Source organism: Aliivibrio fischeri ATCC 7744 = JCM 18803 = DSM 507 (assembly GCF_023983475.1).
In the GTDB taxonomy this organism is placed as follows: domain Bacteria; phylum Pseudomonadota; class Gammaproteobacteria; order Enterobacterales; family Vibrionaceae; genus Aliivibrio; species Aliivibrio fischeri.
On sequence record NZ_CP092712.1, the window covers coordinates 1,536,327 to 1,549,099 of the forward strand.

At 37.4% G+C, this 12,773-nt stretch carries 12 protein-coding genes; 5 read left to right on the plus strand and 7 right to left on the minus strand.

The window, feature by feature from the left end; genetic code table 11:
- Positions 1-81 precede the first annotated feature (81 nt).
- The 3 genes from AVFI_RS07210 to AVFI_RS07220 all read right to left on the minus strand — a co-directional run bounded on the left by AVFI_RS07210 (position 82) and on the right by AVFI_RS07220 (position 2,696).
- On the minus strand, positions 82-477 hold the full coding sequence (locus AVFI_RS07210; RefSeq protein WP_017019229.1) for a hypothetical protein: 396 nt from the start codon (positions 475-477) through the stop codon (positions 82-84).
- 100 nt (positions 478-577) lie between these two features.
- Positions 578-1,036, minus strand: a complete 459-nt coding sequence (locus tag AVFI_RS07215; RefSeq protein ID WP_188863361.1) for a hypothetical protein — start codon at positions 1,034-1,036, stop codon at positions 578-580.
- A gap of 106 nt (positions 1,037-1,142) precedes the next feature.
- A complete protein-coding gene (locus tag AVFI_RS07220; RefSeq protein WP_054775254.1) occupies positions 1,143-2,696 on the minus strand; it encodes a BCCT family transporter in 1,554 nt (517 codons plus the stop codon).
- 342 nt (positions 2,697-3,038) lie between these two features.
- Between AVFI_RS07220 and AVFI_RS07225 the strand changes: the two genes are divergently transcribed.
- From AVFI_RS07225 to AVFI_RS07235, 3 genes are read left to right on the plus strand one after another with little or no spacing between them, the layout of a single operon-like run.
- Positions 3,039-3,422: a PepSY domain-containing protein gene (locus tag AVFI_RS07225; RefSeq protein WP_054775253.1), complete on the plus strand. Its 384-nt coding sequence runs from the start codon at positions 3,039-3,041 to the stop codon at positions 3,420-3,422.
- A 33-nt stretch (positions 3,423-3,455) separates the two neighbouring features.
- Entirely contained in the window at positions 3,456-4,112 is a 657-nt protein-coding gene (locus tag AVFI_RS07230) for a response regulator transcription factor (RefSeq protein ID WP_012534090.1), read from the plus strand.
- A gap of 18 nt (positions 4,113-4,130) precedes the next feature.
- Positions 4,131-5,495, plus strand: a complete 1,365-nt coding sequence (locus AVFI_RS07235) for an ATP-binding protein (RefSeq protein WP_188863360.1) — start codon at positions 4,131-4,133, stop codon at positions 5,493-5,495.
- 19 nt (positions 5,496-5,514) lie between these two features.
- On the opposite strand, the gene AVFI_RS07240 is transcribed toward AVFI_RS07235, so the two are convergent.
- Positions 5,515-6,792, minus strand: coding sequence for an LssY C-terminal domain-containing protein (locus tag AVFI_RS07240; protein WP_065621761.1), 1,278 nt, complete (start codon positions 6,790-6,792; stop codon positions 5,515-5,517).
- A 20-nt stretch (positions 6,793-6,812) separates the two neighbouring features.
- A complete protein-coding gene (locus AVFI_RS07245; protein WP_054775252.1) occupies positions 6,813-7,544 on the minus strand; it encodes a glycosyltransferase family 2 protein in 732 nt (243 codons plus the stop codon).
- Positions 7,545-7,774: 230 nt separating this feature from the next.
- On the opposite strand from AVFI_RS07245, the gene AVFI_RS07250 reads away from it, so the two are divergent.
- Positions 7,775-7,957, plus strand: coding sequence for a hypothetical protein (locus AVFI_RS07250; RefSeq protein ID WP_005419410.1), 183 nt, complete (start codon positions 7,775-7,777; stop codon positions 7,955-7,957).
- 245 nt (positions 7,958-8,202) lie between these two features.
- Here AVFI_RS07250 and AVFI_RS07255 read toward each other — a convergent pair whose 3' ends face one another.
- Both AVFI_RS07255 and AVFI_RS07260 read right to left on the minus strand, forming a co-directional pair.
- A complete protein-coding gene (locus AVFI_RS07255; RefSeq protein ID WP_065597476.1) occupies positions 8,203-10,245 on the minus strand; it encodes a sensor histidine kinase in 2,043 nt (680 codons plus the stop codon).
- Positions 10,242-11,669, minus strand: a complete 1,428-nt coding sequence (locus tag AVFI_RS07260; protein ID WP_005419413.1) for a sigma-54-dependent transcriptional regulator — start codon at positions 11,667-11,669, stop codon at positions 10,242-10,244. Before AVFI_RS07260 ends, AVFI_RS07255 begins: the two co-directional genes overlap by 4 nt.
- Positions 11,670-11,950: 281 nt before the next feature.
- On the opposite strand from AVFI_RS07260, the gene AVFI_RS07265 reads away from it, so the two are divergent.
- Positions 11,951-12,772: a substrate-binding domain-containing protein gene (locus AVFI_RS07265; RefSeq protein WP_017019238.1), complete on the plus strand. Its 822-nt coding sequence runs from the start codon at positions 11,951-11,953 to the stop codon at positions 12,770-12,772.
- Position 12,773 lies beyond the last annotated feature (1 nt).

The following is a 12,773-nucleotide window of genomic DNA, read 5'->3' on the forward strand; positions in this document are numbered from 1 at the left end:
CGTTATCCTAAACACAACAATTAAGTGGTGTAATTCGTAACAGTTAACGAGCAATCACTGAAATTAGTATTACTTAGGTTTTTATTCTAGAAAAACGCAGAATCTAAGATGCCGACGCCGAACCTTCTGAACTTGTCGTTCTATGGGTTCAATAAAGATTGGAGGTGAATGAAGTAAAGGGATAACAACAAGAGCAATCGCTATGAATAACCAAGCACCTAAAAGTAAATCGTGCATGCTATTTTCAAAGGATAATAAGTGCTCAACCAATTCGCATTTAGGCGCTATCTGCTGCGAATCACTTCCTGTCACCGCCTCTAATTGGTGTACTTTTGTTTGCGCCTCAATCAAGTGTTCTTTACAGCTCGAAGTTACACCAATCAATTGACTAAAACAGATAAACACACTTAAAAGAACTAAGCATAATAATAGCTTAGCTCTAAATTGTTTATTTCTATTTGAAATAAGTGTGCTCATAAATATCTTAGTAATAAGTTGAATATCAATTACACCAACCCTAACAAAGAATCTCTTTGATATAAATCAGTTTTTTACTTATCAATAACCCATCACTTGATTAATATTGCTCAGATACGTTATCTAATACTCGTGTTTGAGCTAACTTAAGATAAGAGTGCAATTCATTATTCTTGTACTCTATTGCTGAATGAATATTTACTGATGAATTTGCCACAACCACGAAGTCGTATTGATTTTCGTTCTTAAAAATTGATATATAGAGCAAACCATCAATGAGTTCCCAGTGCCCTACCGTTTTTAATCGCTCAAACAAAGTAAACTCAATCAAGCTCCCATTTTGACTAAATATAAGCTCTGTAATATAACCAGCCGTACAGGTTTTTATCCAATGAGATTCAAAGATTTCGTCAAATGAAAAATCTCTCTTTTGTCTAAACCACGTAGCAAGTTCTGTTTCAGAAATATCACAACTCGAAAGTTCATGACGTTCTACAATTGAAGCTCCTTTTACTTCACGCAAGAATAACTGCTGCAATACGGCTTTTTTACTTGGCATACATTCACTCCTAAATGGTTATTTATCCATAATAAAAAAGGCTTACCGCAGTTTCTGCGATAAGCCTCTCATTCAATCAAAAGTTTTATTGATTCGTTATCAATAACTACACTGTAACGCTTTTTGTGCAATCTACCGATGATTTACTTTCAAGCTCTGCACTCTTCATACGTAGAACCGCAATCGGTCCAGTAATAAAAGTAACACCCACCAAGAAAGAGACCGGTACAGCTGTAATTACGATAAAAGATTGAAGTGCATTTAATCCACCATCACCTGCAATCAATAAAACACCAGCAACCACACCCATCATAACCGCCCAAAATAGACGCTGATATCTTGACGGTGTATCAGTACCCTCTACTGCCATTGCAATAGAATAAGCCATTGAATCACCTGTTGTTGCCACAAACGTCGTTGTCAGTACAAGGAATGCAGGTATCAATAAGAAACTAAAAGGTAATTGAGCTAATGAAGCTAATAACACCGCTGGTAAGCCCGCTTCTTGCAATGGTTGAGAAATGCTACCCGGAGTTTGTAGCTCAAGGAAAATCCCTGTTCCACCCAATGATGAAAACCAAAAGTTTGTCGCAATTGGAGCAATAATTGCTACCGTAATAATCAACTCACGAATGCTTCGGCCTTGAGAAATGCGCGCAATGAAGATAGCCATCATTGGGGCAAAACCAATAAACCATCCCCAGAAGAACCACGTCCACCATGAATTCCAAGAAGGATCTGCAGTACTCAAGCTCATTTCCGGTAAGTGCTGAATATAAGTACCAAAAGCCATACCAAACTCTTTAAAGATAAAACCGGTAGGACCAAGAACTAAGATCGCAACTAATAATGCAACAGCACCAATAACATTCATACGACTCAACCACTGTAAGCCCTTGTCCATGCCTGAGAAGGCCGAAACAGAATAAATGCTAACAATCACGGTCAAAATGATGATTTGACTCATCAGCGAGCTTTCAAGGCCTGTCAGAACAGTCAGACTGTAACTTAGCTGTGTTGCTAAAAATCCAATTGGTCCAATGGTTCCTGCTGCTACAGCAATAATAGAACAAGCATCAATGACCGAACCAATCCAATGATTCTCTAATTTGTCACCTAAAATAGGATATAACAATGCACGAGGACGAAGTTTTACACCGCAGTTATAGTGGGCATACATAAGAACAATCGTACTTAATGTGCCAAGCACAGCCCATGCTAAAAATCCCCAATGCAAGAAGCTTTGGCTTAAAGCTGGAGCAACAGCTGCCAACGTGCCACCTTTAACATCAGTAAAGCTTGGTGATGGTGTAATGAAATGGAAAATAGGTTCAGCTGCTGACCAAAACACGCCGCCTGCAAGCAGAGTACACATGATCATAGCTACCCAACGGAAAGTACCGATAGTGGGTTTTGATTCACTGCCCATCTTAATTTTGCCATAACGGCTCATCGCAATGATAAGAGCCAAAACAAAAGTGATAATCATTAACCACTGCCACCAATAGCCGAACATGGTCGAAACCGACATGAACAAAGATTGAATAGTTGCAGTGAATGCTGAGAGATCAACAAAGGCAGCTAAAAGAAATAGAAGGATAAATCCTATTGTGAGGGTTGGAACAAGTTTGTCGCTAGTTTGCTTACTATTTGTAGACATAAATATCTCACTTGATGCGTGAGGGACGGAACTCTAGCAGCTTAAAAAACGTAAAACCAGTGAAATATTTTTCAACTTTTCGATTTTCTAGTGAAAAAAACATGAATATCATCACAAAAAACAAATATTACGCCTAAAAATCAGATAGTTATAAAATCAACCATAAAATAATACAAACAACCAAAAAAATTTACACTTTTATCAAAATAATCCATTTGAGGTAGATTGTTTTTTAATCATTTGCGCTGTTATTTGTTATTCTTCTCTCTCCTACAAAATTCATTTTATATTCATATTCGCTGTTTTATACTTAATCACATAGCTAACCTATTGAGATAAATCATGCTTAAAAAATCAGTCATATACCTCGTAGCACTGTCCTCTATATTCTCTCAGAATGTATTGGCCAATAGTCATCAAAATGGGCATGAATTAGTCCAAGATATTCAAACGGCAGACACGCGTATAGAAATAGATGAAGATCAAGATGAGGTATATGAAGCAGTGAAATCTGGGTTAATTAAGCCATTTTCTGAACTGTATACCACTGTCGCTCAAGATTTTAATGGCCGTATCATTAAAGTAGAACTTGAAGAAGACGATGATGAGTGGACTTATGAGCTAAAAATCGTACACGATAATAATGTATTAAAAGTTGAATACAATGCAGCTAATCTTGCCATCACAGAAATTAAAGGCCGTGATATTCGAGCTGCACTTAAGTAAACCAATCCACAATATATAGAGATAACAATAATAATGAAGATTTTAGTTGTAGAAGATGACTTACGTTTAGGTGAACAAATTGTTGAGACGTTAGAGTCTGCCGATTGGGTTCCTGAATTATCTCAAGATGGTGTTGATGCATTATATAGAGCAACAACTGAAGAATGGGATGCTATCGTACTCGACCTAGGCTTACCAAAATTAAACGGCTTAACCGTACTTAAAAGCATTCGTGATGAGAACATTAACACGCCCGTTATTATTTTAAGTGCTCGAGATACTTTATCTCAGCGTGTTGAAGGCTTAAATGCAGGCGCAGATGACTATTTAACTAAACCGTTTGAAATGGTGGAATTGATTGCTCGCATTCGTGCTCAATTACGTCGAGCTTCTGGTAATGCCTCCCCTATTTTGAAAATTGGTGATTTAAGCTTAGATACCCGAAGTTCCAAAGTATTATGGCAAGATCAAGCAGTAAGTCTAACCGCATTAGAATATAAAGTGGTTGCTTATTTCATGCACAATCCAGATAAAGTGATCTCTAGAACGACGCTTGTTGAACATATTTACAAACAAGATTTTGACCGTGATTCAAATACCGTAGAAGTATTTATTGGTCGAATTCGTAAAAAGATAGCACCAAATATCATCAAAACCGTTCGTGGACTTGGTTATCAGCTAAATTCATAGCACTAATAAAGGGTTACTATGAAAAGAACACCACGTCGCCTCCAGCATGCATTTAAAAAATTAAGTCTAAAAAGCCGCTTGCTTCTTGCCGCGGCTTTTTGGCTATCTTCAATGATTTTAGCGGCCGGTATTGGCATACCAAAATTAGTTAATGACTATCTGGTTAAAGACGTAAAAGAACAATTGGCTTTGTCTATGGATGAGATCACGGCGAATTTAGAAACCAATGAACAAGGGAAATTGGTTTTATTTTCGCGACTTTCAGATCCTCGTTTTAATCAGCCTTATAGCGGCCTATATTGGACTGCGAGTACAAAAAAAGATGAATTACGATCTCGCTCTTTATGGGATAAAAAACTCAATTTTAAAGACAATACTTTAGATATTGACCCTACCGTTAAAGGAGCAAAAGACGAAAAACTTATCTATATTCAAAAACAAATCTACCTTCCAGAAATTAAAACACCAATAACAATAACGATTGGTGTGGATGAAGATCCTTTAGAAAAAACATTGCACCAGTTAACTGGGCAAGTTTGGATTATCTTAGGATTATTATTTAGCGGAATTTTATTCCTTATTGGTATTCAAGTCAGTTGGTCTTTACGCCCACTTGCTAAAATGCAATCTGAATTAATTCAGCTGCGTAAAGGTGAGCAGCAAAATTTGAGTCAACACTACCCTCAAGAAATTGCTCCCTTGGTTTCGGATCTCAATGCGCTTTTATTTCACTATCAAGAATTGCTTGAACGTGCCCGTAATCACGCTGGTAACTTATCTCATTCTTTAAAAACACCACTATCCGTCCTTAAAAATGAATTAGAACATTTAGATAAAGAGGATAAAAAGCGATTATCTCTGCCTATTAATAAACTTCAAGAGCACATCGACTACCATTTAGGGCGTGCTCGCATGGCTGGTTCAATGAATATCTTATCTGTTGCAACCTCTCCATCTGATCGCGTCGATGCCATATCAATGGCTTTTGATAAAGTCTATGCTGCTCGTGAAGTCATGTTAATTAACGAACTTAACAGTGATGACAATATTGCCGTAGAAGCAACAGATCTTGATGAAATGCTGGGTAATTTACTTGAAAATGGCTATAAGTGGGCAAGCTCTATGATTCGTGTTCATTCTAAATACGCTGCTGACAATCTCATTGAAATCATAATCGAAGATGATGGAAATGGCATACCAGAAGATAAACTAGAGCACGTAATTCGACGAGGTGTTCGTCTGGATGAATCAACCCCGGGAACAGGACTTGGTTTAAATATTGTAGACGAAATGGCGCACAGCTATCGCGGTTCATTGCTTTTAGGTAGAAGTAAAATGGGCGGCTTAAAAGCAACCCTCACCTTTCCACTGGTGGCTAATTAACAATAAATAACCTCATACGTTATCCATTATTACCAATAGGTAACGTACGAGTACTGATAACCAATATCTCTCCATCAGAATAATAATCATGCTCTTCATCTTTACTTATAGGTGCTGAATAAGCTTGTTTCGATGTAGATAGATTGTTCGACAATAAATCGATCGTTCTTTTAAATTTATCTCTTTCTTTATCTACATCTGAATCAATGCTGTGCAGCATAGTCACAATTCCTCGATATGGAGTAAAGGTAAGGCCATCATCATAACTTAACGCACCTAGCCAAACCTGTTGTTCCCCGTTATTTCTTCCAGCATTCCACCAACGAATATGACTTCGTTTTAATAAATTGCCTGGTAATTGAAAAGCCATATCTTGAACTCGCCCATTCCAAAACAAATCAGATACTGGTGGCGTCTTATTCCTCATAAGTAAAAAATAATCGACTAAATTAATATCATTTCTTGAAAATGTTTTGTTTTCAATCCACCCAAGTTGGTTCATTATCGTCTGAGGATTATTACCGATAAACACAACGTTAATCGCTTGAGCATCAAAAAAGGAAGACTCTCCAGGGAATGCTTTGAATACGGTGCGTGTTTCATCAAAATACAACGGTTTCGTCTTAACATCTTCGGTTACATCATCGGCCGTCCAAAAAAAGTGACTGTAATTTAAATAAGCCACTGCCGCTATAAGGGCAAAGGTGAACTTTAATCCAAGTCTGCGCCATTGATAACGTTTAGCTATGAACAAAAAAACAATCAAGAAAATCAACATCAGAATAGACTGTATATGCTCTATAACAAAAAGCTCAGCTTCTTTCAGCAATGGCAGCGTATCAATGCCATAAGATAATAAATATCCCCATAAAACAAATTGAGTAACACCAAGTAGCAAACCAATAGAAGTCAATAATGTAAATCGAACCCAACCAATATGATTAACACCAGCGATAAAAGGAACTATCCATGCTACAGGTCCTAACAAGCGAGAAAACACAAGAACAATGGTTCCCTTCTTTTGCAATAGCAAACGGCAACGAGCGATAGGACGTCGTGTTTTTGGCAGCCACCTCATTAACCATGATTGAGCATTTCGGCCAAATCGGCGACCAATAACATAGCTGAGTTGATCGCCTAAAAAACCGCCCAAAATAACCGCAACAACGCCACTCCAAATACCTTGATGAAGCTGAAAGCCAGCTGCAATTAAAAAAGGTTCCCCAGGAATAAATACATTAGGTCCTATGAGCGCATCAAATAATGCGCCCCAAAACAAAGTCATCGTATCAAACATAATTTACCTTTACGTATAAATTACTTTTGATTTGAATAATGTCCGAACTTATATTCCATTTCGTTATTGCGCATTTCTCCAAATAAGAAACGGCGAACATTAGCTTTTAAATAGGTATACCCCATTCGCAAAAAGCCATCTTGTTCTAAACGACGTGGATCAAACTCAAATGTCATTGAAAGAAAACGAAAACGCCAAGTTCTGCTTGCTCTTTTTACGTAGTCACAATCTTCGCATAACGTAATATTTTCATCGAAGCCAAGAAGCCCTTTATGCGCTCTTTTAGTTGAAAAGATACACGCTCCAACTGCAGTAGGAAATGCAAATTGAGTTAAAAACAGACCAATATTAAACGTCATATAACCAAGTTTATGCGCAACAGGTAACCCCTTCGACCCCATATACACACCTGCCACTTCAAGTCCTTTTTCATTAAGTTGAGTTAATGCTTTAGTAAGAAAGTCTGGAGACAAACGAACGTCAGCATCTAAAAATAATAGACGTTCATGTTTTGCTATCGATGCTCCAGTATTACGACCTAAACTAACTCCTTGTTTATCCATTTTATGAACGGTTAAATCAGGAATACTTGCAGAGAAGGATTGTGCAACCTCACACGTCGCATCTGAACTATTTGAATCAACAACAATTACTTCAAAATTTTTGAATGTTTGCTCTGTTAAATCTTCAAGTAAACGTCCAATACGTTTTTCTTCATTTAAAGTAATAATAACAATGCTTAATGGGTTCATAGTGTACCTCCAAGTAAAATGAATTAAGCTACTTGAAGCCATAATAGCGATTGCTATCTTAACCAATGGTGAGGGATTTATTCATCTTTGATTCATCCTTTGCAATCGAACTTGTTATTTGCATATAAACCATCGTCTGTTTTTTATTCAATCTAACATTTCATTTTTAGCTGTAGCACATTACTAGCACCTCATTTATTGTTAAATTTGTGTTTAAGAAGGAGAAAGAAATGAAAGTGATAATTCAATACACTCAAACAGGTATGTACAAAGATCATGCATGGGAAGCATCTACGATTAGGATTCAAGGACAGTATCATGCAGTTACACCGTCCTATGCAGCTCAACTTATCGAGCAAAATAAAGCACAGTTACATACCGATAATAGCAATAATATTGTGTTAGTTGATTGATTTTAAAGATTGAAAATTCGATTGGAATTTGATGATTTATCAATAAGATAAAAAGAGAAAGGAAAGCCACACGTCTCAAAATGTGGCTTAATTTGGAACTGTTCGGGGTCATAACCGGACGTGTTAACTATCTAATATCACTGACTTAATTTCAACAATTTTCGTGAACACAATGGTCAGAAAAAGTACAAAATTTGAAGTTGTTCCGTATTTTGTGAGTCGTGTAACACTTATTGACTCGTGACTCAACCAACCAAATTATGATATTGCTGCTCTTCTGTCTTTGTTGGTAAATAGATAGTAAAGACAGTTCCCTTTCCAAGTTGAGATCTCACTTTGATTTCACCGCCAGTTTGACTTAATAAACTTTGAGAAACGGATAAACCAAGCCCTGTTCCATCACGTTTTGTTGTATAGAACGGGTCAAAGATTCGATTCAGCTGTTCGCCAGCGATACCACATCCAAAATCTTCTACTTCTATAATCGCACCAAACTCGACCCCTTCATGACACCAAGTTCGACTACGAATGATAAGTTTACCTTTACTGTTCATTGCATGAATGCCATTCATTTGCAGATTGACCAATACTTGCAATAAATGATGGCGATTCACTTCCACTCTTGGTGGCTGCTCAAAATCAAACTCAACCTCAATATCTCGTTTGTGAGCCCCTGTACGAACTAAAGTAACGCTTTCTTCAATGATCGGATTAATGTATTGCCATGTCACCTCATCTTGAATCCCACCTTGTCGACTGTACTGCAATAAACTACGAGTGATATTACGGATTCGGTCTATTTGCTCCATAATGGTTTCTAGCTCTTCAGCTATTACATGGGCCTCTTCGCCTAATTCATATTTAATTAATTCTGCATTACCTAGAATAACAGCTGTAGGATTATTAATTTCATGTGCAATACCGGCAGTCAACTCACCAAGTGATGCCAATTTTTCGCTCATTACCAGCTTATCTTGAGCTTGTTTTAGCAATTTTATGTATTGCTCTAATTCCACTGTCTTTTCATGCAAACTTGCCGTTCTTGACTCAACTTTTGACTCTAACTCTTTAGATGCCCTTTGGATCTCTAAATTTCGTAACTGAAGTTGATCAAGCATATTGTCAAACTGCTGCGCTAAGCTGGCCAGTTCATGACTATTATCTAACCCTAAATCCCCAATTCGAACATCTTTACCTAATTGGACAGACTTTACTACAAAGTGAATTTTTTCAATCGGTTGAAACAGATCTCGAGCACCTCGGTGCACAAAAAAAGTCGACAACAATAACGTAATAAGAATGGTAATTCCTGCTTCAAGCAAGTTTTGTAAATACTGTTTTAATAGCGGCCACTCTAAATAGCCGGTATAAAGCATTCCAATCACATCTCCGTTCATATCCTTAATTGGTTGATATGCGGATATGTACCAATCGTTATAAACATAAGCTCGATTTACCCAACGCTCACCAGTTTCGATGACTTGAGCTTTCACTTCTGGAGATACTTTTGTTCCAATAGCACGACCTTGATTTAACTCTTTATTTGCAAAATCAGTATGCAGTGGAACGTTGGTACTAATACGAAGTCCATCTAAAAATAACGTTACTGTCCCTAGATTATTAGACGGTAAATCACCTGATGGATAGATCAAATCACGGATTCTATCTACAAGTAATGTGCTGTTATTTAATATTATTCCACTATCAACAATCCAAGTTAACTTCCCTTTATTGTCAAAAATTGGTATCAATGTTCGGCTAATCAAACCACGCTTTTCTATACTTCCATCTTCTTTGTTAGTCACCCAAACCTGTTGTTTCAGTTTAGGATTAATATCCGCTAATTCTTTTTCAGACATGACTTGAAAGAAGGTTCGTGACATACCAATCTTCATATCATTAACTAAAGAAGAAGGTAGCTCATTTATATAAGAGACTGGATGTAACGCAATAAAATCAGAGTTGTATTTACCCGCTTGTTGCGAAACCCATAGCTTAAAATCAGGCGCTTTATTTTCAAACTTTTTTTGAAAATAATACGATTCAACAAAGCCTCTTAATTCTGCGCTTTGCTCTCGCTGTAAAAAATCAATACTGTTATTTGCAACAGATAATTTGCTACCAACATCATTCAGTGCATTTTGCCAAGTATAATGTGTAGACCAAAATGCTGTAATGATCACTAGAGCCAATAAGGTTAAAAATAATGGAACCGAGTTCAACCAAAGTAAGCGGTAACGCACCATGGTTTTTATGCGTTTTTTCCAAACCGTCGGAGATAGCGTCATGCGTTTTCTTCGCTCCACTCTTTAAACTTACGCTCTAAAGTTTTACGAGCAACCCCCAACTGCCTTGCAGCTGCAGATTTATTACCATCATGAAGATCCACGACAGTGATGATGTGTGATTTTTCCACTTCTTTTAATGTCCATTTTTCTGGGTAGGTATCTAAGATAGGCATACAAGTACACTCGCCTTCTTTATTCCTTGATGCGTCATCATTTTTATTCTGTTCATCGTCTTGATGAATTGGCTCATCACCTTGTAATTCAGCCCAATGTTCAACAGGTGGTTTACCTAATAAAATACAACGTTCAATCATATTTTTAAGCTCACGGATATTGCCCGGCCAATCGTAATTTGCCATTGCTACAATGTCTTCATGAGCCCAATGTACAGGTTTTACCCCCATTTCACTCGCGATCATTTGCGAAAAATGTTCGGTTAAACATGCAAGATCCGCTTTACGCTCTCGTAATGCTGGTAGAGAAACCGTTAAGACATTTAAACGATAAAACAAATCTTTTCTGAAATTTCCTTTTTCCACTTCTTCTAATAAATTACGGTTAGTAGCTGCAACAATACGAACATCAACAGGAATTTCTTTTTCAGAGCCTACAGGACGAATAGCTTTTTGCTCTAACGCTCGAAGCAGCGATGATTGCATTCCAATTGGCATTTCACCGATTTCATCTAAAAACAGGGTGCCTCCATTCGCAACTCTGAATAAACCTTCACGCCCTTTCTTGGCACCAGTAAACGCGCCAGAAGTATGACCAAACAATTCACTTTCAAGTAAGTCGGGAGCAATAGCCCCACAGTTTAATGGTACAAATGGCCCTTTACGTTCACTTAATTGGTGCAAACCACGAGCAACTAACTCTTTACCGGTTCCTGATTCACCTTCAATTAATACAGCAGCATTAGAGGGAGCAAGCTGAGCAACCATCTTCTTTAACTGCAAGGTTTTCTCTGCATTACCGATGATCTCAATCGGATTCTTCTTCTCGACTTCTCTTTTTAAAGCAAAATTGGTTCGCTCAACTAAACGACGGTCCATGCATCGTTTTACTGCTTGTAGCATGTTTTCAAGATTAAACGGTTTTAAAATAAAATCAGATGCGCCAAGTCGAAGTGCTTGAATAGCCGTATCTAACTCCGCATAACCTGTCATGAAAATCACATCATAATTACGTGCATCACATGCAATGCTTTCTTGCCACTCTAAACCAGTTTGACCGGGTAAGTTAATATCAAGAATGATTAAATCAAGATGGTGAGATTGTCGAATTTCTTCTGCTTCTTCAATCGTACCTGCGGTATGCACTTGTCCAAATTGTTTACTTAATGCTTTTTTTAGTATGGTTTGCATACCAATTTCATCATCAACAACAAGAACTGAAAACGCATTCCAATCTGATTTTACAACCATATTTATTCCTAATAAGATCTAAAGAGTTATGTGGGTCAAAATGTCCTAATTATTCTAACCTGTTATTTGCAAAATGTATCCTTTCTATTGCGACATTTTGTCCTAATCACATTTTTTGTAAGGTTTTTATGTAAGAATCCTATTCAACCACTTAAATATCATTACGTTAAGTGTGTGTTTAAAGGCATTATACTTGGCATAGTGATTGCTTTAGTGGGTACGAGTCTATTCACTTCAGAGCATTATGCTTTGCAAGTTAAACTTCATTACATGGATATAACATGAACAATAAAATTAAGACATTTTCTGCAGTTGCTGCACTGGCTTTAGGTTCTTTCTCTGCGACTGACGTTTACGCTAATGACGCGAACGTTGTACGTTTAGCAACAACAACAAGTACTTACCACTCAGGCCTATTAGACTACCTTCTTCCTGAATTCCAAAAAGATTCTGGCTACGAAGTTCAAGTTCTTGCTGCTGGTACTGGTAAAGCATTGAAAATGGGCGAAAATGGCGATGTTGATTTAGTAATGACTCACGCACCAAAAGCTGAAGCAAACTTTGTTGAAAAAGGCTATGGTGTTGAGCCAAAATCACTGATGTACAATGACTTTGTGCTAGTAGGTCCTAAAGCTGACCCTGCTCATATTCACGGTATGAAAGACGTTACTGCAGCTTTCAAAAAAATGGCTGAATCTGACGTAACTTTCGTATCACGTGGCGATGATTCTGGTACAAACAAAAAAGAATTGAATCTTTGGGCTCAAACTAAAATTGAACCAAACTTTGGTGGTTATAAAGCGGTTGGTCAAGGCATGGGACCAACTCTAAACATGACATCCGAACTACAAGCTTACACATTAACAGACCGTGGTACTTGGTTAGCTTACCAAAACAAACTAGACCTTGAGATCATGGTTGAAGGTGATAAGCGTCTATTTAACCCTTACCAAGTGATTCTAATTAACCCAGAGCGTTACAAAAACCTAAACACGAAAGGTGCGCAAGCATTCAGTGATTGGTTAGTAAGCGACAAAGGCCAAGCAATGATCGATAGCTTTACTCTTAATGGTAAAAAACTGTTCACTGCGGACGCTAAATAAT

Coding starts and splice junctions, on each gene's coding strand:
- AVFI_RS07240 (WP_065621761.1), bottom strand. CDS start 6,792: ATGTTTGATACGATGACTTTGTTTTGGGGCGCATTATTTGATGCGCTC.
- AVFI_RS07250 (WP_005419410.1), top strand. CDS start 7,775: ATGAAAGTGATAATTCAATACACTCAAACAGGTATGTACAAAGATCAT.
- AVFI_RS07230 (WP_012534090.1), top strand. CDS start 3,456: ATGAAGATTTTAGTTGTAGAAGATGACTTACGTTTAGGTGAACAAATT.
- AVFI_RS07215 (WP_188863361.1), bottom strand. CDS start 1,036: ATGCCAAGTAAAAAAGCCGTATTGCAGCAGTTATTCTTGCGTGAAGTA.
- AVFI_RS07225 (WP_054775253.1), top strand. CDS start 3,039: ATGCTTAAAAAATCAGTCATATACCTCGTAGCACTGTCCTCTATATTC.
- AVFI_RS07220 (WP_054775254.1), bottom strand. CDS start 2,696: ATGTCTACAAATAGTAAGCAAACTAGCGACAAACTTGTTCCAACCCTC.
- AVFI_RS07260 (WP_005419413.1), bottom strand. CDS start 11,669: ATGGTTGTAAAATCAGATTGGAATGCGTTTTCAGTTCTTGTTGTTGAT.
- AVFI_RS07255 (WP_065597476.1), bottom strand. CDS start 10,245: ATGACGCTATCTCCGACGGTTTGGAAAAAACGCATAAAAACCATGGTG.
- AVFI_RS07245 (WP_054775252.1), bottom strand. CDS start 7,544: ATGAACCCATTAAGCATTGTTATTATTACTTTAAATGAAGAAAAACGT.
- AVFI_RS07265 (WP_017019238.1), top strand. CDS start 11,951: ATGAACAATAAAATTAAGACATTTTCTGCAGTTGCTGCACTGGCTTTA.
- AVFI_RS07210 (WP_017019229.1), bottom strand. CDS start 477: ATGAGCACACTTATTTCAAATAGAAATAAACAATTTAGAGCTAAGCTA.
- AVFI_RS07235 (WP_188863360.1), top strand. CDS start 4,131: ATGAAAAGAACACCACGTCGCCTCCAGCATGCATTTAAAAAATTAAGT.